Annotated in this window: 14 protein-coding genes, 1 pseudogene and 2 CRISPR repeat arrays; of the genes and pseudogenes, 10 read left to right on the top strand and 5 right to left on the bottom strand. The window is 70.3% G+C overall.

Annotated features, from left to right (window positions below; all coding sequences use genetic code 11):
• Positions 1 to 6 precede the first annotated feature (6 nt).
• From ACZ4SF_RS31395 to ACZ4SF_RS31375, 5 genes and pseudogenes are all read right to left on the bottom strand, one after another.
• Positions 7 to 854, bottom strand: a pseudogene (locus ACZ4SF_RS31395) (IS5 family transposase).
• A 256-nt stretch (positions 855 to 1,110) separates the two neighbouring features.
• A CRISPR array of direct repeats spans positions 1,111 to 2,420; the repeat unit is 29 nt; unit sequence CTGCTCCCCGCACCCGCGGGGATGGTCCC.
• Between the two features lie 88 nt (positions 2,421 to 2,508).
• Positions 2,509 to 2,843: direct repeats of the CRISPR family, unit length 29 nt; unit sequence CTGCTCCCCGCACCCGCGGGGATGGTCCC.
• Between the two features lie 241 nt (positions 2,844 to 3,084).
• Complete coding sequence (locus ACZ4SF_RS31390; protein WP_468391107.1) at positions 3,085 to 5,544, bottom strand: hypothetical protein; 2,460 nt, start codon at positions 5,542 to 5,544, stop codon at positions 3,085 to 3,087.
• 1,251 nt (positions 5,545 to 6,795) lie between these two features.
• Positions 6,796 to 7,476: a RibD family protein gene (locus ACZ4SF_RS31385; RefSeq protein WP_468391104.1), complete on the bottom strand. Its 681-nt coding sequence runs from the start codon at positions 7,474 to 7,476 to the stop codon at positions 6,796 to 6,798.
• A gap of 4 nt (positions 7,477 to 7,480) precedes the next feature.
• Positions 7,481 to 8,914, bottom strand: coding sequence for a helix-turn-helix domain-containing protein (locus ACZ4SF_RS31380; protein ID WP_468391101.1), 1,434 nt, complete (start codon positions 8,912 to 8,914; stop codon positions 7,481 to 7,483).
• 120 nt (positions 8,915 to 9,034) lie between these two features.
• Positions 9,035 to 9,826, bottom strand: coding sequence for a GntR family transcriptional regulator (locus ACZ4SF_RS31375; protein ID WP_468391098.1), 792 nt, complete (start codon positions 9,824 to 9,826; stop codon positions 9,035 to 9,037).
• A 403-nt stretch (positions 9,827 to 10,229) separates the two neighbouring features.
• On the opposite strand from ACZ4SF_RS31375, the gene ACZ4SF_RS31370 reads away from it, so the two are divergent.
• The 10 genes from ACZ4SF_RS31370 to ACZ4SF_RS31325 all read left to right on the top strand — a co-directional run bounded on the left by ACZ4SF_RS31370 (position 10,230) and on the right by ACZ4SF_RS31325 (position 18,461).
• A complete protein-coding gene (locus ACZ4SF_RS31370; protein WP_468391095.1) occupies positions 10,230 to 11,015 on the top strand; it encodes a hypothetical protein in 786 nt (261 codons plus the stop codon).
• A gap of 145 nt (positions 11,016 to 11,160) precedes the next feature.
• Positions 11,161 to 11,328: a hypothetical protein gene (locus ACZ4SF_RS31365; protein ID WP_468391092.1), complete on the top strand. Its 168-nt coding sequence runs from the start codon at positions 11,161 to 11,163 to the stop codon at positions 11,326 to 11,328.
• A 277-nt stretch (positions 11,329 to 11,605) separates the two neighbouring features.
• A complete protein-coding gene (locus ACZ4SF_RS31360) occupies positions 11,606 to 11,914 on the top strand; it encodes a WhiB family transcriptional regulator (protein ID WP_468391090.1) in 309 nt (102 codons plus the stop codon).
• 234 nt (positions 11,915 to 12,148) lie between these two features.
• The gene (locus ACZ4SF_RS31355; RefSeq protein ID WP_468391087.1) at positions 12,149 to 12,502 is read left to right on the top strand and encodes a hypothetical protein; all 354 of its coding nucleotides are present in this window, start codon (positions 12,149 to 12,151) and stop codon (positions 12,500 to 12,502) included.
• Between the two features lie 85 nt (positions 12,503 to 12,587).
• The gene (locus tag ACZ4SF_RS31350) at positions 12,588 to 12,953 is read left to right on the top strand and encodes a hypothetical protein (protein WP_468391084.1); all 366 of its coding nucleotides are present in this window, start codon (positions 12,588 to 12,590) and stop codon (positions 12,951 to 12,953) included.
• Positions 12,919 to 14,799, top strand: coding sequence for a DUF2637 domain-containing protein (locus ACZ4SF_RS31345; protein ID WP_468391081.1), 1,881 nt, complete (start codon positions 12,919 to 12,921; stop codon positions 14,797 to 14,799). The genes ACZ4SF_RS31350 and ACZ4SF_RS31345 overlap by 35 nt, the downstream gene beginning before the upstream one ends.
• A 123-nt stretch (positions 14,800 to 14,922) precedes the next feature.
• Positions 14,923 to 15,414 carry a hypothetical protein gene (locus ACZ4SF_RS31340; protein ID WP_468391078.1) on the top strand — a complete coding sequence of 164 codons (492 nt, stop codon included), beginning with the start codon at positions 14,923 to 14,925 and terminating at the stop codon, positions 15,412 to 15,414.
• Positions 15,411 to 15,647, top strand: coding sequence for a hypothetical protein (locus ACZ4SF_RS31335; RefSeq protein WP_468391075.1), 237 nt, complete (start codon positions 15,411 to 15,413; stop codon positions 15,645 to 15,647). The genes ACZ4SF_RS31340 and ACZ4SF_RS31335 overlap by 4 nt, the downstream gene beginning before the upstream one ends.
• A gap of 151 nt (positions 15,648 to 15,798) precedes the next feature.
• Positions 15,799 to 18,033 carry an ATP/GTP-binding protein gene (locus ACZ4SF_RS31330; RefSeq protein WP_468391072.1) on the top strand — a complete coding sequence of 745 codons (2,235 nt, stop codon included), beginning with the start codon at positions 15,799 to 15,801 and terminating at the stop codon, positions 18,031 to 18,033.
• 14 nt (positions 18,034 to 18,047) lie between these two features.
• Positions 18,048 to 18,461, top strand: coding sequence for a conjugal transfer protein TraB (locus ACZ4SF_RS31325; protein ID WP_468391069.1), 414 nt, complete (start codon positions 18,048 to 18,050; stop codon positions 18,459 to 18,461).
• The last annotated feature ends 19 nt before the right edge of the window (positions 18,462 to 18,480 follow it).

Below are 18,480 nucleotides of genomic sequence, written 5' to 3'. Positions count from 1 at the left end.
CAAGGTTCAGATCCAGAGCAGGATTGAGGCGATGGTGACGGCGGCCTGGAAGGACTCGCGGGTCTTGTCGTAGCAGGTGGCCAGGCCGCGCCATTGCTTGAGGCGGTTGAAGCAGCGTTCGACGACGTTGCGGAGGCGGTAGACGGCCCTATCGAAGCGGGGTGGTCGGCCGCCGGCGGGTCCACGTCGTAGGCTGCCGGCGGCTTGGTCCCTGCGTTCGGGGATCGTGTGGCGGATGCCGCGTCTGCGCAGATAGGTGCGGATCTTGCGAGAGCTGTACCCCTTGTCGGCGATCACGTGGTCCGGCGTGGTGCGGGGACGGCCCCGGGACCGGTGCGAGGGACGTGGATCTCGGTCATGACCTGCTCGAACCGAGTGCAGTCGTTGGTGTTGCCGCCAGTGAGAACGAATCCGAGTGGGCGGCCGCGTCCTTCGCAGGCGAGGTCGATTTTGGAGCTCAGTCCACCACGGGATCGGCCGAGGGCGTGATCACCCGCTTCCTCACAATCACCAGCCCCCTTTTGCCGCCCGCGGCGTGTTGGTGGGCCCGCACAATCGTGGAGTCGATCGACACCAGCCAGTCGATGTCGCCGGCCGCGTCCTTCTCCGCCTGGATCGCCTGCAACATGCGACCGAACGTCCCGTCCAGGGCCCACCTGCGGAAGCGCGTGTACAGCGTCTGCCACGAGCCGTAGCACGCCGGCACGTCTCGCCAGGCCGACCCGGTCCGCAGCTTCCACCCGATCCCGTTCAACACCACCCGGTCATCCATCCGGGGCCGCCCAAAACCAGCAGGCGGGGGGGAGCCGGGACAGCATCTCCCACTCTGCATCGGAAAGCTCATGCCGACGCACCACACACGACATGATCTCTCATCAGATGATCCACTCTGAAGACGGGCCCTAGGCATGTCCGGGCCGGTGCGCGTGGTCACTCCACCGCCATCCCGGGAGGCGTCGGGCTTTGGCCCACAGGTGCCGGGCTGCCGCAGCGTTCGCGTCGGCGATTGACGGCGATCCGCCTCGAAGCTTGCTTTAGCTCGTAGGTCGGGTTCGATGAAAGTGGTGAAAAGGGAGCCGATGGCGCTGGTAAGAATGTAGGTCAGTGAGTGTGCTCCCCGCGCCCGCGGGGATGGTCCCGCGGTCCTGCGCCAGCGCCTTGCGGAAGTTGTGTGCTCCCCGCGCCCGCGGGGATGGTCCCTTGTCGTCGGCGACCAGGGCTTCGAGGCCGGAGTGCTCCCCGCGCCCGCGGGGATGGTCCCTCGCGAAGGCAGCCCGGGTACAGGCAGTTCCGGTGCTCCCCGCGCCCGCGGGGATGGTCCCTTGAAGATCTTCGGCTCCAGGGTGCTGTAACGGTGCTCCCCGCGCCCGCGGGAATGGTCCCGGAGACAACACTCCGCGCCCCTTTTCCCGGCAGTGCTCCCCGCGCCCGCGGGGATGGTCCCTGATCCACATACGGTGCACGAATTGGGATTCCCTGCTCCCCGCACCCGCGGGGATGGTCCCCCGGCGTCATCGCCCCTGACTCCGAAGCACATCTGCTCCCCGCACCCGCGGGGATGGTCCCTCCACGTCGCACTGCGGCGCCCCTGTGGGGTTCTGCTCCCCGCACCCGCGGGGGATGGTCCCTCGGAGTGGGCGCCAGCGTCGCAGTGGGAGCCCTGCTCCCCGCACCCGCGGGGATGGTCCCATCGGGGTGTGCACGAAGTACTGCGTCTCGCACTGCTCCCCGCACCCGCGGGGATGGTCCCTGCACGCTTTCCGGGGCGTCCTGGACGTTGGCCTGCTCCCCGCACCCGCGGGGATGGTCCCTGCGCGGATGCCTGTTTTCGCAGGTCGCTCCGCTGCTCCCCGCACCCGCGGGGATGGTCCCGCCATCGGGCAGGCCCCGCCGCAGGGTTCGGTCTGCTCCCCGCACTCGCGGGGATGTTCCCAAGGCGAGCAACAACCGGCCCAAGTAGGGCCCCTGCTCCCCGCACCCGCGGGGATGTTCCCGGCTACACCCTCGGCAACCAGGGCCGCATCCGCTGCTCCCCGCACCCGCGGGGATGGTCCCGAGGAGGTCGGCAGCAGGAAGGTCCCGGGCGGCTGCTCCCCGCACCCGCGGGGATGGTCCCGACCTCCTGTACGGATACCTGGTCGACCGTCACTGCTCCCCGCACCCGCGGGGATGGTCCCAACAGCTCCCGCTCGCGCGCCCTGCTGGCCAACTGCTCCCCGCCCCCGCGGGGATGGTCCCGGCACAACGTGCACGCCCAGTCCGGCACACCCCTGCTCCCCGCACCCGCGGGGATGGTCCCTCCTTCACCGCGCGGGCCAGCGCGGGCGGACACTGCTCCCCGCACCCGCGGGGATGGTCCCAACACCACCGGCTCCACCGGCTACCGGCCAGCTGCTCCCCGCACCCGCGGGGATGGTCCCCACATGTGGGCGACGGCGTTCAATCCTGGTGCCTGCTCCCCGCGCGGGGATGGTCCCGCGCGGCGCCGGCAGGACCCGGCGGGTGCGGACTACTCCCCGCGCCCGCGGGGATGGTCCCTACGCCTGCTGGACCGAACTGCTCCGCCTCCACTGCTCCCCGCGCCCGCGGGGATGGTCCCAGGCGCCCTCCGGACGGTCCGTGCACGCCCTGCTGCTCCCCGCGCCCGCGGGGATGGTCCCAGGCGCCCTCCGGACGGTCCGTGCACGCCCTGCTGCTCCCCGCACCCGCGGGGATGGTCCCTCCACCCCGCTCACCATTGACCCGACGGCCGCCTGCTCCTCGCGCCCGCTGGGATGGTCCCGGCCAGGCGGCCCAGCTATTCAGCGGCGCCAACTGCTCCCCGCGCTCGCGGGAATGGTCCCATCGCCGTCGCCGCGCTCGGCGCCGTGCTGCCCTGCTCCCCCCCCCGCCCGCGAGGGTCAGGCCGATGACCAGCCCTGCTCCCCGCACCCGCGGGGATAGTCCCCAGCTTCGGGAGCACAGGACCGAGACGCCCGGCAGCAGCCTGCTTCGGCTTCTTCTGGGCGGCCCTGCTCTCCTTGGTGCCTCCCGGGCCCCGACCAGTGCCTGGCGCGCGAGGATGACCCCGCTCCAGCTCGGCTCTCACGCGATCACTGCCCCGACGACGTTGCCGTCCAGCGGGCGGGCGGCGAGCTCGGGCGAGCGGTCCGTCCACGGCGAGGCCGCATCCGTCCGTGCTGCCGCCCGCTCGCGCAGCTGCTCCAGCCGCGTCACCAGCAGGTACTCCGCGGTGCGCTCCCGGGCCGCGTCGGCGGCCTTCGTCGCGGCCTCAATGGCGTCCGCGCCGTGAGGATTGTGCTTGTACCAGCGGCGCCCCTGCTCGGTCTTGTACGCCCGCCGCGCCTCCGCCTCGGCTTCCTCGGTCCGTCCGAGCCGTCCGAGGGCGCTGCTGCGGTGCCCCGGCAAGGCCTGCTCCACGGCCTGAAGCGCGGTAAAGGCGAGCGCCGACGCCGCCAGGACCGGGTCCGCCTCCAGCGCGCCCGGCTCCATGAGCTCCAGGAACCCACGCCGCGCCCGCTCGATGTCGGCCTCCAGTGAGGCCCGGACGTGGGCGGCGACGGCGGCGACGTCGCCTGGGTCGTCCAGGTCGGCCGACCAGGTCGCGGCGATGAGCCCGGCCTCCACGATCGCCGCCTCGGTCCGGCGCCTAAAACCGCACGCCTCGCACAGGCCGGCCGACCGCTGAAGCCCGCAGTCCTCGCACGGCAGCGCCTGGCGCACCGCGTCTGCGGCGGCCGCGGCCTGGCGCTCGCGCTCCGCCCGCTCCTGGGCAGCCGCACGGGCCGCATCACGGCGGGCCTGCTCCGCGCGGGCCTGCTCCCGCCGCCACACGAAGTCCTCCGCCTCGATGGCCGCCTGCTCCCGCAGCCGCTCCTCGAGGACCCGGCGGCGCTCGCCCTCGGTCAGGCCGGGCAGCTCCCGGTCGACCTCCGCCGCGATCTTCGCCCGCCGGGCCCGGCGGATGTGCACCACGTTGCCGCAGTTCTCGCACTCACCACCCGTGTCCAGCCGGATCCCGTCATCGCACCGGCGGTCTGAGCACGCCTGACGCTGCACCAGGCCACGCCGCATCAACCACGGGAACGGACGGTAGACCAAGGCCTCGCCGCCGGTCTCCGCCAGCCGGTCGGTGAACCGGTCGGCCAGCAGCCGCGGCGCCATCTCCGGCCGCTCCAGCATGCCCGCCAGCTGGGTCAGCTCCGCCTGTGCCGCCGCCTCCACCTGGCCCTGCTGCCAGCCCGACAGCCGCGCCCACAGCCCCGCGACCGGCCCCAGAGCCACCCGCAGACCAAGATCAGCCGGAAGGCCCACGCTCCGCTGCTGCTGTGCCTTTTCCCACCCCATGGCCTTCGGCCGGCCACCGGCCACGGCCCCGGCAGCACGCTGCCCATCACGCCCTTCGACCGGGGACTCTTCCGGCTTTTCCCCGCGCAGCGGGCCGTCCTCGGCCACCGGCGGCGCCGACTCGGCAACGGCCGTCTCGCCGTCGGCGGCCTGGTCCTCGCGCACGCACGCGCGTTCCGGCCGACGGCCTTCAGTCCCACCGCCTTCGCCGGAAAAACCACAAGAGAGCTGCGGGGGAACTACGGGAGTAACCACAGAAGCGTGGTCTGCGTGGAGTTCTGCACCATCGGGACGCTCCTGATCCCCGGCCTTGCCCCCCTGCTCAGCACCACCGATCCCAGGCGTACCAAGGGCACCGGTCACATCAGCGGGAGCATGATCTCCGCACGCACCATCAGGACGCGCCGAAAACTCAGGATCGGACCCCTGAACAGCCTCCACAGAGGCCAAGGTGCGGCCGTACGCACGAGCCACAGGCAGCAGCATGACCTTGCCCCGGCCGTTCATCCGCGTCGTCGTGGACTTGCGCTGCCGGGCCACCACACCGGCCTGCGTCAACCTGGCTAGGACCTTCCGCGCCCCGGACGGCGAGCAGCCCAGCAGCCGCGCCAGCGTCGCCGCCCCGCGCCCCTCCTTCTTCTTGACCGAGCCGCCGCACAGCTGCAGCCAGCCCGACGCCCGCGTGTTCAGCACCATCAGCAGCAGCCCGAGCCGGTCCGTCGCGGCCCCCTTGCCCGTGCGGCCAGCCAGCAGCCCCGGCGGCGTCGCCTCCCGGTTCTCCGGCGTCCAGCCGTGCCCGAACAGCGCCTCGATGAGGCGCAGCAGCGTCGCCAGCTCCGCCTTGGACAGCGCCAGCGGGTGCCCCGCTCCCCCGCCGTGGTGGGCGTTCCACAGCGGCATGACCAGGCAGTCCAGCCCGGTCGGGTGCCCCTTCGCGTCCGTCACCACCCGGGTCCGCAGCGCGCCCGAGCCGCGCAGCACAGGCAGCACCTTGTGGTGAACGGTCGACTCCTTCACGCCCATCCACCGACCGAGCTCCGAGCCCCAGATGGAGGTCTGGAGGTCGTCCTTCTCGCCCTGCGGCGCCCGCGACTTCGCGTACAGCACCACCGCCGCCAACTTCGGCGCGTCCTTCAGCCCGGCGATCGACGGATCCGACAGCAGCCCCTGGACCGCGGCGAGCAGCCGCAGCCGCATCTTCCGACCGAGGCGCAGCGGGTCCTCCATGCCGCCCTCGACCGGCTGCCCGGAGGCCGGCACCGATCGCAGCGCGTTCCGCTGCCCGGGAAGGACCGGAGCGTCGACCGCGGCGCCGTAGAGGGACTCCGGCAGCATCGCGGCCTCCGCCGCGAACGCGCTCACAGAGACACCCCCCAGGTCAGGCGGGCCGCCGAACCGGCGACATCCGTGTGACAGTGAAGGGGTGTGATGTACGTCACATTTCCGCCAGGGGGGACACCGCAACCTGCGGCAATCCCCCCAGAGGGGGTACTGACCTGGTCGTGGTCGACCTGACAAGACGACTCAGGCTCGTGCACTATGGCGATACCGACCTTCCATATGGATCAACGCAGACGGGCCCCTTGGCCGGGGCTCGACTCGATGACTCGTGTGGTGGGTGGCAGTACGAAGGCCAGAGGCGGATCTCCTTTCCGTCGGTGGACTTGGTGCTGGTGTTTCGAAGCCCTTGGCCGGGCCTCGAAACGGCGAGGCGGTACTTCGGTACTGCGACCGCGAAGCCCCTTGGCGGGGGCCCGCGGGTACTGCATTGGCCCTGATGAGGGGCTGGGTGAAAATGAGCGGCTTGATAAGCCGCAGCTCAGAACCGGTGACAGCCGGGATCTGAGCGGACCGCTCTGGTGGCGAATCCAGGCGGTAGACGGGCCGCGCGAGGCCGAAGGGGATGGCTAGTCCACTTCTCTTGGTGCGCGCGGCCGATGGCCACTAGGTCATCCCAACCCCCTAATCCGGAGGCTGGCGTCAGCATGCGCGCACACGGTCCGGATGGTGCGGCCGCGATGGAGGAACGGCGTAGCTGCGCGTGTAGTTCCGCGCGGGCGGGTAGCCTTCATCCCGCGAGCACCTCCCAACCAGGTGTGTCGCCCAACGAGGCGGAGCCCCGTTCGAGAAGCCCCAGTGGACCAGGCCCGGTCCCTGGGGTTCTCGCCGTTATGGATCACTTCTGCACACAGCCTTGCCGCACGACCCGACAGATTTGCGGGACGAATGCGCGCAGAGTCCGAGGTGCCCGGAATGCCGAGCCCGCCTGACGGGAAGCGCGCAGCAAATTGCCCGCCACACGGGAAAGTCATCTGTCGCATGGGCACTTCACACCCCCTATAGGTCGGGCAGCAGCACGGACGCGGATAGCGTGACATGGGACTTGACTAGGTGTCTGGTGACATTCGGCGGTGACATTTGGATGTCACCGCCGAATGTCACAGCGCATCAGCCGCGTTCTTTCGGGGCGTAGCGGATCAGCACGACATCGTCGATCGCGCGGACCTCCAGCACCTTCATCCGGGCGGTTGATCCGCCGGGGTAGTCAGCCGCGCCGAGGAAGCGGGCCGCCTCGGGCTGCCCCACCAGCAGCGGCGCGATGGCGAGGTGCACTTCGTCGGCCAAGTTCTGTGCCATGAGCTGGGTATGGATCGTGCCGCCGCCCTCCACCATCAGCTGGCGGATGCCGCGACGCCCGAGCTCATCGAGGACCAGGCCCCAGTCGAGGTCTGGCCCGACACTGACGACGTCGGCGAGGTCTCCGAGCGTCGCGCGGACCTTCTCCACCGCGTCGTCCACGGTGATGACGAGCTTGTCACCGCCGAAGTGCCAGAACTTGAGGTCAGCGGAGAGGTCACCGGACTTGGTGACCGTGACCTTGAGCGGGTACTCCGGCTTGCCATCGGCCACACGCTGTGCGCGCCGCTCCTCACTGTTCACCAGGAGGCGCGGGTTGTCCCGGCGCATGGTGTTCGCGCCGATCAGGATGGCGTCGGATTCCGCGCGGACCTGGTCGACACGGTCGAAGTCCGGGGCGTTGGACAGGCGCAACCGCTCGGGGCTGGCGTCGTCTAGGTAGCCGTCGACCGACATGGCGGCGGACAGCAGAACGTACGGGCGGGCAGTCATCTGCTCAGGCTTCCGTTTCAGTCTCGTGGAAGAGGGTGGAGTCGAAGGCGGCGCGGAACTCGGACACGACCGGTTCGCGCTGCCAAGGGATCAGGGCCTTGTCGAGGCGGGCGAGCTCGTTGGTGATACGGCCGGAGCCGGTGTCCTCCGCCACGGTGAGCGCGTGCATCCCGATGGTGGCGGCCTGTTCCGGGGCGTGGGCGCCGGCCAGCGCAACGGCCTGCCGCGCCATGTAGACGCCACGGTCGCGGTGGTACCCGTCCGGCATCAGCCGGATGGCATCGGCGAACGCGTCCGCGGCCTGGTCGTGCTTGCCGAGAGCCTCCAGGCCCTGGGCGCGGTGGATCTCTACGTACGACGCGTTCAGCCAAACGCCCCACGGCGTCGGGTCGGCGGCGGCGCCATCGAGGGCGTTGCGGACGTCGTCGATCGCCCGCTCGCTCTCGTCAGCGTCACCACGCAGGGCGTGTCCGTACGCCTCATACGTGCGCGCGACGGCGGCGAGCCGGCTGCGCGGCCGCGCCATCCGCTGGGCAGCTTCGGCGAGGTCGACCACGTCGACCAGGTCCCCGGTGTCTCCGGCCAGCTGTGCCTTGCGGGCCATGACGTACGTGCTGAGATCGCCGTCGCCGACTGTCTGCGACCACTGCATTGCCCGGTCCAGCCAGTACGACGCGGCTTTCGGGTTGCCCAGGTCTTGATAGAGCCAGGAGAGGAGCTCGCCGTACTGGGTCTGCAGCTCCATGAGGTCGTGCCGGTCGACGCCCTTGGCTTCACGCCGGAGTACCTGGATGACCTCGATGTGGTCGCGTACTGCGCTAACCGCACGGTGTGGCCCGAGCAGGTTGTCGGTGTCGATCAGCACACGGCGGGTGCGGCGCAGGTGCTCCACTGGTGTCGAGCCGTACGCCGACGCTGCACGTGCCTTGCGGACCAGCCCTGGTACCGAGCCCGAAGCCGCAGACGCCGGCGAACCGACACCGACCGCCGCAGCGGCTCCCAGCCCCAACCCCGCGCGCAGCAGCGCACGCCGATCCAGAGCCACCCAAACCACCGACCCATCAGCTAGACGACACGGGACAGAGATCCCTTCACCGTCCGACGCTGCCTCGTCCGGCACGGCCAGGGCCAGATCGACAGAGGACTTGGCCACATGAGCGGACGGATTGGCCACATGGCCACGGTCGTCGTCGATGCTCTCCCACAGCCGGAACAGCATGCCGTTCGCGCCCAGCTCGCGGTCCAGTAACGCGGCCTGCGCACGGTCAGCCTGCCGCTCTGCGCGCTCGAATCGTGCCAGGTGGCTGTGGTCGATCCTGGCTCGCTCGGCCAGACCTCGCAGGCTCAGGCCGCGTGTCTTTCGCAGCTCGCGCAGCTGGTATCCCCAGTTGTGCAACGGCGACACCCAAGGGGTCAGCTCGTTCGCCTTCTGCGCCATCCCGCCCCAATCCCTGTGGCCAGTGTGGCCAGTTCACCCGGCCACATGTCAGATCTGGAACTCGCATCTCCCCCGCAACTAGAACCGACTTGAGCAGTCGAGCCCGGTCAGGGGGTGTGGTCAGTGGTCGTCGTCAGGTTCTCCGTCGTCATCAGCGAGTCGAGCGCTCGCATGGCGGCGGATCGAGTAGCCGATCTCGAACTCTTCGGCGCTCATCCTGGTGTCGTTGAGCTCAACCACCCTGCCGTTAGGGCTCGTTGTGACTCGCACGACGCGAAGGAGCGGAACACCCACGTCGGCCGGAAGGTTCAGTGCCTCCGCCTCTTCTGGGGAGGGCATGCGAGCCGAGACACCTTCGCTCCAGCGGAGCGGACGGTGTCCCATCTCCTCCAGGCGGTCGTAGATGCCGCCGGGACCAGTGTCGGCCTCCGCGAGCTGGGTGCCGCGAGCGATGTCGGCAGGGAGGTAGCTGGTCGCCAGTTGTTTCGGCTTCCTCGTCTCGGGATCGCCCATCACTCGGTCTCGGATCAGGACCTCAGCGCCGGTGTCGAGACCCATAAGGCCAGCCAAGTCGACGGGGATCACGCCCCAGCGGATGGTCGGCGCCTCCAGCGCCGCCCAAGTCTGGGCGGTCTGGTCGAAGAAGTAGCCGATCTCGTCGCGGAAGACCTGCCGCGACCGGGTGATGCGCCGCCTCTCCGGACGCTCGCGCACGATGGTCCCTCTGCGGCGCACCGCGACGACCAGGCCCTCCTGCTCCAGAAGGGTGATGGCGCTTCGCACCGTCTGGTAGCCGGCGCCGTACTGCTCCTGAAGTTCGGTCAGCATTGGCAGCTTGTCGCCCGGCAGGTACCGCCCCTCGCTGATCTGCTGCCGCAGGTCAGCGGCGATATCGCGGTACGAGACGGGCATCGGAGCCACCTTTCGGAGTGCTGCTCGGATCTGATTCTAGGGCTAGCTCTATCAGGCAGCGACGGGCGAGCACAAGTGATCGACACGAATAGAGCTATCGCTATTGACTCGGTACGCCCTCATGGTCTCTACTAGTCGATAGCGATAGCCCTAACGCTCCGTTGAACAGGGGCTACGCGCCCCGCTCGACCGCAGGAAGCCCTTTCCCCTCACGGGGAGGGCCGGGGTTGATAGCTCCACCAAATCCCCCGGACCAGCCCCCTGGCTGGTGTGGCTCCCGCGTTGCACGTCGCAGCGCAGATGCGCTGTCCGTTCATCAGGACGCCGGGATCGACCCATGCCGCCTGACGGGCGGAGAGAGCACCGCGACGCGCCCTGTCCCTCCGACCACGAGGAGTCCCCTATGACGACCACGACGCCCGCGATGCCGAAGGCCCGCAAGCGCCGCCGCAAGACCCGCACCTCGAACGTGAACCACCTCACGCCGATCATCGCCTCCCACCTCAAGGCCAACGAGATCGACCTGACCCCCGGCAAGGAGCACCTGGTCTGCCCCGAATGCTCCACCTGGGTACCGATCACCGGCATGCTGGGCACGCCGAAGCTGGTGCCCCACCACACCGGCCGCGCCAAGGCCGCCGAACCGCGCCGCTGCACGGCCGGCAGCAACCGCAAGGTCACCGTCGACGTTGAGGTCAACGCTTGGCGCACGACGCTGATCGAGGCAGTCCCGACCACCGCCTCTCGGCGCGCCACCAAGGTGCTGCCGAAGCCCAAGGTGAAGCCCGCCCCGGCCGCCAGCCAGATCAAGCCCGCCCCGCTCAGCGCGGAGCAGATCCGGCAGGCGTTCCGGAATCACCAGCAGCAGTGCCCGGCCTGCAAGGGCGAGGCCACCGGCCGCGACGGACAGCCGCTGCCCTGCCACGACGGCGAACGCCTGGCCGTGACCTTCCTCCGGCTGTACCGCCAGGAGCCCAAACGTCAGGCCGTCCGCGAGTTCTTCGCCCGGGAACGACGGCGCTTCGACCGCCAGTACGCCGCGGCGGCCCCCGCGAAGCGGACGTCCGAGTGGGCTGCGGTACTCCCGAAGGTCAAGGACGCCGACACCCGGCGCTCGCAGCTGCCCGTCGGCGACGCGCCGACCGAGGCCCGCAGCGTGCCGCTCGAGACCCTCCACCCCGCCTGCTGACTCACACGAACGCCCACGGCCCCGGCCATCCCGATCGCTCGGGGAGGCCGGGGCCGTGGCCGCTCGTACGAACGGCCAGAACAGCGCGACAGCCCCGGCGACTTGAGACCCCCGGGGCTGTCCAGGACCTGACTCGGAGGACCTGATGCGGAACAGCATGGCACGCTCCGGCGCTCAGCCGACGGCCGGGCTCACGGAAGTCATCGACGACATCGAGGACGCTGACAACGCCGACGGCCCGGAGCCCGAGGCCACCGTCGACGTCGTCGTCCTGGCGCTCGCGCCGATCACCGATCTGGGGGTGGCGGCGTGATCCTCCGCCTAACCGACGCCGAACGCGAGGCGCTCTCCCAGAAGAACCGGGAGCAGAACAAGAGGTCGGAGGCCAACCGCCGATGAGCACCCGCCAGACCGACGTCCAGCAGCACTGATCCCCGGCATTGCCCGTCGTCCCCGCGCCTTCCCGGCCGGGGCCGGCGGAGAGCGTCGGAAATCACCCCGCTCCGGCCATCCGGCCGCCAACACGCGAACAGCCCCAGGGATGCCGCCCCGGGGCTGTCCTCTTGTCCGGACCTTCTGGGGAGGCCCTGATGAATCGCACGTCCATCGTACGCACCGTCTACGCTCCCTCTGCCGACCTGGCGGTCAACACGAACTGGCGCGCGCAGAGCGCCTGTCAGGACGAAGACCCCGAGCTGTTCTTCCCCATCGGCAACACCGGCCCGGCGCTCCTTCAGATCGAGGAGGCCAAGTCGGTCTGCCGCAGGTGCCCGGTCCTGGAGACGTGCGGCAACTGGGCGCTGGAGAGCGGCGAGGCCCACGGCGTGTGGGGCGGGATGAGCGAGGACGACCGCCGTCGCATCAAGCGCCGCGCTGCCCGCAACCGCAAGGCCGCCTGACCGCTCTGGCGGTTGCCTGATCCGCCCCCGCCGGTCGCTGACCACGGCGACGGTGCGGGCGGTGAAGGGGAGCCGGACAGCGCGAGCAGTCCCACTGCGCGGGAGCCAAGGGCAACTCCCCTCCCGCCTCGCAGCACACCACCACGCCGCTCGCCCGCACGCCGGGCCGCTGGCCTTTCCGTACGGCTCCGCCCGGGAACGATCCCGAGCTTGCTGCTCTCCACTGGAGGACCGATGTCGCACACCATCCCGCTCGAGACCCCGCTGGACGACACCGGCCTGCCCCACCGCGAGACCCCGGCCAACCCGGCGAGCACCGCCCCGGCCGACGCCTCGCGGTACTACCACCCGCACTTCGTGGACGCCCGGCCCGCTCCGGACGGCGGCAGCATCGCCTTCCGCTTCAGGGCCTTCAGCGGCTTCGAGTCGCAGCCGGAGATGCCGGCCGCCGCGTACGACGACCCGGCGATGAACTGGGAGCTGCGCGATCAGCTGCGCGACCAGTACACCGCTGCCCGCGTGCTCTGGTCCCAGTCCCGACTGCGCCGCCAGCCCACGCCGCTGCTGCACAAGGCAGCGCCGCTGTGATCGGCATGGACGGCGGCTCGGGACGAACTGGTCGCCACCTTCGCGCAGTTCTGGAACCGGAGACGGGCACTGGCGGGCGCAGCTGATGCGTCTGACGGACGCGGAGCGTGCCGCGAAGGAGGCCGCCGACGCTTTCGACGGCGTCGCTCTCCAGCTCGCTCAGGCCGCCGCCGACCAGGTCGACGTCGCCGGGTGGGACGAAGCGCTGTCGCTGACGAAGGTCGCGAGGGAGCTCGGGTGCGACGCGTCGGACTGGAAGATCCACCACGTCGACGACTACACCCACCCGCTCCCGCAGTACCGCATCGTCCGGGACGGCGTCGACCACTACGGGCGGGCCACCCCGCTGGCCGCTTCGGCAACGCAGCTGATCGAGGAGCAGCAGGAGCGGCTGCGCGAGGTCGCAGCCCTCGCCGGTGACACCGACCCGGCTCGCCGCGCGCTCGTCTGACCCTCAACGGGCCGCTGCTTCGCGGCCGTTTCGGCTACGCCGACCGCCGTTTCGGGAGCAGCCGCCCGCATTTCGGGAGCGGCCTCCACTGTTTCGTTCACCCCCTGAACCGCTCATTCCGGAGAGCCCCATGACGATCACTGACATGCCGCAGACTGCGGCCCCCAACGCCCCTGTTTCGCACCCGCCGGGCCTCGCTTCGGACGCACCGGAGACGATTTCGGGAGCACCCCGAAGCGTTTCGCACCCGGACAAGCGGAAGACGATCAAGGCGAGGCGCGACCGCTTCACCGCGGCCCTGCCGTACTTCGCGGCAGTGTTCAGCACGCTGGTTGGCAGCATCGGCTTCGCCACCTCGTACCACACCCTCGCCAAGCAGGCTCTGAGCTGGGGATTCGGTGAGGATCTGGCCCCCTGGTTCCCGGTCGGCGTGGACGCCTCGATCCTGGCGTTCCTCGCGCTGGACCTGTACCTGATCCTCAAGGGCATCCCATGGCCCCTCCTGCGGATGGCCGCACACGGGATGACCGGTGCCACGATCTGGTTCAACGCCAGCGCCCAGGGCGACATCGGCGCGGACCCGGTCAAGGCCGCCAGCCACGGGGTCATGCCGATCCTGTTCGTGATCGGCGTGGAGGCCGCCCGGCGCCTGTTCATCCAGAAAGCCCAGCTCGAAGCAGGTACGGTCACCGACCGCATCCCGCTGCACCGCTGGATCCTCTCCCCCATCGCCACCCCGCGGTTCTACCGCCGGATGCGGCTCTACGGGGTCACCAGCTACCCCGAGATGATCCGGCGCCAGCAGGACCTCATCGCCTACGAGCAGTGGCTCAAGCGCAAGTACGACGGCGACCTGAGCAAGGCGAGCGAGGATGAGCGGCTGCCGATGAAGATGGCCGCCTACGGCTACACCGTCGCGCAGGCCCTCGCCATGCCTGAGCAGCAGGAACGCGAGGCTGAGAAGCGGGCGGAGGAAGCCGAGCGCCGGCGCCTGGACGCGGAGACGCGCCAGGAGCTCGCGCGCAAGCAGGCGGAGGCCGACCGGCTCGAGGCGGAGGGCAAGCTCGAAGCCGTCCGCGCACGGGTGGAAGGCGAGACCGGCCAGGCCCGCGCGCACGCCCGAGCCCAGGTCGGCGCCGCAGAGCGGGCCGCTGAGCTGGAGGAGGCAGCGCTGGAGACCGCGCTCATCGCCGAAGCCCGCGCCCGCCAGGCGGAGGCGGAGCGCAAGGAGGCCGACGAGCGCGAGGCCAAGGCCGCTGCAGATGTCCGTGCAGCGGAGCTGGAGCGCCAGGCGGCGGAGAAGCGGAGGCTCGCAGCGGAGGCCGACAGGGTCGCCACCGCGGAGGTTCAGGCCATCGAGACGGCAGAGATCGCGGAGGCCCGGCAGCGTGCTGCCGAAGCCGACCGTGCCGCTGCCGAAACGGAGAGGGCCGCTGCCGAAAGTCGCCGCCGCGCCGCCGAAGCCGACCGGCTCACCGCAGAGGAGAACGAGCGCAAGGCGACAGCCGACGCGAACACGCAGGCCGCCCGGAAGCGTGAAGCCGAAACCGAGCTCGCCGCTGCCGAAACCCGGCTCGTCGCCGCCGAAGTCGAGCGGCGCGCGGTCGAAATCGAAGACGAGGCGAAGCTGACCTCGCGGCAGCGCGCGGTCCGCAAGGTCGCCCGCCTGGCGCTCGCGGCCGGCCTTGTGCCCGACGGCTTGGCGTACGACGACATCCACCACGAGCTGTGCGAGCGGATCTCCATCGCCGACGTCCAGCGCGAGTTCGACGTGTCGTCCACGGACACCGCGTCCAAGTACCGCCAGGAGGCCGTCGCGCTACTCGCCGACGGCTACCGCCCCTGATCCACCGTCCGGCACACATCAGTGAGGGCCAGCCCGAAGGAAGCGGGCTGGCCCTCGCTGCGACTGCCGGAAGCAGTCAACAGCACCCCGAGTACAGCAGATCCGACCCCCACGGAGGACCCCGTGAGCACCGAAGACAAGCCCTTCTTCGACGACCCGAACGCGGCGCTGCGCGAGATCGCAAAGAACCCGGCCGCCTACGCGCACTACCTCGCGGACTTCCACCGGGTCGTGCTGGACATGGCCGCCAAGCTGGAGGTCCTCCAGCGCGAGACCCGCGTGCACTGCCGCGGGACCCGCGTGGAGGGCGACAAGATGGGCCAGGCTTTCCTGCGCTCTTTCCCGGTGGAAAAGTCGCTGAACGACGTCATCAAGCACCTCAAGGGCGTCACTTCCGGTCTCGAAAAGAGTGCCCATAAGCGCCACGCCCACGACGAAAAAGTGAAGGAGGTCAAGAAGCAGCGAAAGGAAAAGGCGCTGCTCAAGGAGCGGAAGAACCATCCGCCGCTCCAGGCCGCCCCGGAAAACCCGGGACAGCAGGGTCCGCAGAGCCCGAATATGGGCTATGGTGGTCCCACGTCGATTTACAACCTGGACCGCAGGGAGTCAGCGTGAGTGCAGGTCGCCCGCTCACGAAAGCAGAGCGGAAGAAATTCAACCGTGCGGAACACGAGCGGAAAATCAAGCAAGAACTGATCGCTCAGCACGGAGAAGACCTCGGCACCTTCTACGCCTGGCTTCGGATTGTGAATATCCGAGGCACACAGGCTTATCGCGCAGGGAACAAGGACTTCATCCGCGAGGTGACGCTCGCCCTGCACAACGTCTACAGCCGTCACGGCGGCTAGCTCCCCGCGTCCCGCAGGAAGGGCCGCCCCGATCCCCGGGGGCGGCCCTTCGGCGATCCCAACGCGTGCCGCGCGTGACGCGTGCCGCGCGTGTCGCGCACGCGCGTACGCGCGGCCGGTGCCGACTGCCAAGCCCAGGAGGAGGGGTCGCGTGTCCGACGACACCGACAGCAACGTGCTTCACCTCCCCACCCGGGGCAGTGATTCCGGAGGAATGCCGGACGCTCCCGACGGCGGGGATCTCTTCTATTCCGAACCGCCCGACAGCGGCTGGGGCAGCGTCGTTCCCCCGGAGTCCCCGGCGGAGACGACCATGGAACTGCCGCCCATTCGCGGGCCCATTTCTCCGGAAACCGCTTTGCGGGAAACGGGAATGCCCGCCGCGCCGGATTCCGGCGACGGAGAATATGAGGAAGGCGAATACGTCCAGCCTCGTTCTCTCGCCGATCGGCTCGGTGACTGGCTGGAATTGCGGATCGAGATGGCTAGGGAGCGGCACGCCTCCGAAGCGCCGTTCCGTGAGGCGGAAATAGCGCGAAAGGCCGCGCTGCTGGAAGCCCGCACCGCCCAGGAAACCGCGATGATGGAGCAGAACGCCAAGCTCCACACCGCGCAGATGAAAGCGAAGGCCGACAAGGCGGCGGCGCGCGGCAAGGCCGACGCGGCGCGGTCCTCCAGCTCCGGCATGGGCGCCGACAAGGGCGGCCGCTCGAAGGCCGGCGGCGGGGGCGGCTCACGCTCAGGCGGCGGCAGCTCTGGCGGCTCAGGCCGGGGTGGAACTGGCGGTGGCCGGCGCTCGGGAACGAACGGGTCCGGCGGCACGGGTCGCGGTTCAGGGGGCGGCAACTCCCCCAAGGGCACCGGGAAGGGCTCTGATCGCTCTGCTGGCGGCCGTGGGGGCGCCTCGAAGGGCAATGATTCGTCCGGGGGCCCGAAAGGCCGCCAGAACGGCTCTGGAGGCTCCAGCGCGGGCAAGTCCGGCACAGGCAAGGGAAGTTCGGGCGGCCCGGGCAAGAACAGCTCGGGCAACTCGGGTTCCGGCAAGGGCGGCTCGAAGGGCGACGGCGGCAGGACGCAGAACTCGTCGGCCTCCAGCCCCCGGGCCGAACGCGCCCGCGGCCGCCAGGAGCGCGCCGCGGCCCGTCAGGCCGCCCGGCAGCAGCGGCGCAGCACCGACCAGGCCGCCAACCTCGCCGACCGCAGCAAGGACCGCGACCGGGACCGCGTCAACCGGCAGGCAGAGCGGGAGCAGCGTCGCGCGGCGAAAGCCGAGCGGAAGGCCGCGAGGAAGGCGAAGCGGGAGGCCGCCAAGGCCGCCGACGACCGCACCACCCTCGGTGAGGCCGTGGCGGAGGAAGCACAGCGCCGCTGGGACAAGCGCCGCGCAGCCGAGAAGGACAAGGCAGCGAAGGACGACAAGGACTCCGAGGCCACCACCAAGAAGATGCCCAAGGACGGCCCCGAAAAGGCCGCTGACGGCCCGAAAGACGACTCCGCGACCAAGGAGCCGGACGACGGCAAGAAGAGCGGCGAGAAGCCCTCCGACGGCTCCGGCGACAAGGACGTGAAGGGCGGCACCGGGACGGACGACGGCCCCAAGCCCGACGACGTCAAGGACCCGCCGGGCACGGACGACAGCGGAGACGGCCGCTCCTTCAAGGAGAAGCTCAAGGACTTCTTCGCCAAGCCAGACGAGGACACCACCCCGCCCGAGGCGGGGGAGCCCTCCAGCAGGGCAACGCCGGAGGACCTCGGGGTCACGATGGACCGCCCCGGCGGCCCGACTTCGTCTCCGAAGTCCGAGCCGGTTGAGGAAGAAATCCCGGACGCGGTCATCGTCGACGACCCGGCCGACCCCTTCGGAGCCACCGTCTCAAGCCCGGCGAGTCTCCCGCGGGCCCCGGAGCCCCACACCCAGCGTCCCGGCACCACCCGACCCACCGCACAGGAGGACCCCGTGGCATCGGAGGTCAGCAGGCCCACGTCGGGCCAGGCCGGCATGGCGGCCAAGCACCGCACCGACATCACCTTCGGCGAGTACCTGATGGAGATCGTGAACATCGCGATCGCCGCCGCACTCGACAAGGACCGCGCCCAGGACCTGGCCATCGCGCTCGGCAAGGTCGCCGACGCCCTGCGGGACATGGCGGCCGACCTGGTCGGCGACCACAACATCGTCACCGAGGTCGTCGGCCAGATCACCGATCTGGCCGACGCCGCGGACCGCATGAAGCAGCTCGCCGAACGGTGCGCCACTGAGTGCGAGATCGCCTCGGAGGCCGCCCGGATCGCCGCCATGTCGGTCGGCCGCGTCTACGGCGAGGACATCCAGGCCATGGACGACGCGGGCCTGGCCCACGCCTCCGCCGCCGCCCACCACGACTAGGAAGGAGGTTCGCTGTGAGCGACCTCGCGCCCACAACTGGCGGCGCTGCTGTCCACACGGACGGCGACAACCGCTACAAGGCTGTCCAGAACAAGCTCAAGACGCTTGGCAAGGCGATGGACATGGCCCACAACGAGCTGGAGGCGTTGCTGCGCGGGATGCGCATGAACGCCCAGCGCGCGGAGGGCCTGGCCGTCGAGATCGCCAACGCCGAACTGGACCGCAAGTTCGTGGAGATGACGAACCAGGTGGCCGTCGCCCTGGGCGGCGCGGCCGTGGAGGTCCAGAAGCTCAACGAGACGGCCCAGGAGGTGTCCGGTCTCGCCCATGACGCGCGGCGTACGCACGCGCGGCTGTACGAGGGCCTGGACACCGTCCGCTCCGGCCGCAAGGAGCGCACCCCCAAGCCGGGCTTCTTCGCCCACTGACCCCCGACCCCCCGCACCC

The sequence above is a fragment of the Streptomyces sp. NPDC027663 genome, assembly GCF_055566415.1.
Note: the sequence above shows the minus strand (reverse complement) of the source record. Positions and strands in the feature narration are given on the sequence as shown.

Excerpts from the sequence above, each read along its gene's own strand:
- ACZ4SF_RS31390 (WP_468391107.1), bottom strand. The coding sequence starts at position 5,544 with ATGCGGCTGCGGCTGCTCGCCGCGGTCCAGGGGCTGCTGTCGGATCCG.
- ACZ4SF_RS31385 (WP_468391104.1), bottom strand. The coding sequence starts at position 7,476 with ATGACTGCCCGCCCGTACGTTCTGCTGTCCGCCGCCATGTCGGTCGAC.
- ACZ4SF_RS31380 (WP_468391101.1), bottom strand. The coding sequence starts at position 8,914 with ATGGCGCAGAAGGCGAACGAGCTGACCCCTTGGGTGTCGCCGTTGCAC.
- ACZ4SF_RS31375 (WP_468391098.1), bottom strand. The coding sequence starts at position 9,826 with ATGCCCGTCTCGTACCGCGATATCGCCGCTGACCTGCGGCAGCAGATC.
- ACZ4SF_RS31370 (WP_468391095.1), top strand. The coding sequence starts at position 10,230 with ATGACGACCACGACGCCCGCGATGCCGAAGGCCCGCAAGCGCCGCCGC.
- ACZ4SF_RS31365 (WP_468391092.1), top strand. The coding sequence starts at position 11,161 with ATGCGGAACAGCATGGCACGCTCCGGCGCTCAGCCGACGGCCGGGCTC.
- ACZ4SF_RS31360 (WP_468391090.1), top strand. The coding sequence starts at position 11,606 with ATGAATCGCACGTCCATCGTACGCACCGTCTACGCTCCCTCTGCCGAC.
- ACZ4SF_RS31355 (WP_468391087.1), top strand. The coding sequence starts at position 12,149 with ATGTCGCACACCATCCCGCTCGAGACCCCGCTGGACGACACCGGCCTG.
- ACZ4SF_RS31350 (WP_468391084.1), top strand. The coding sequence starts at position 12,588 with ATGCGTCTGACGGACGCGGAGCGTGCCGCGAAGGAGGCCGCCGACGCT.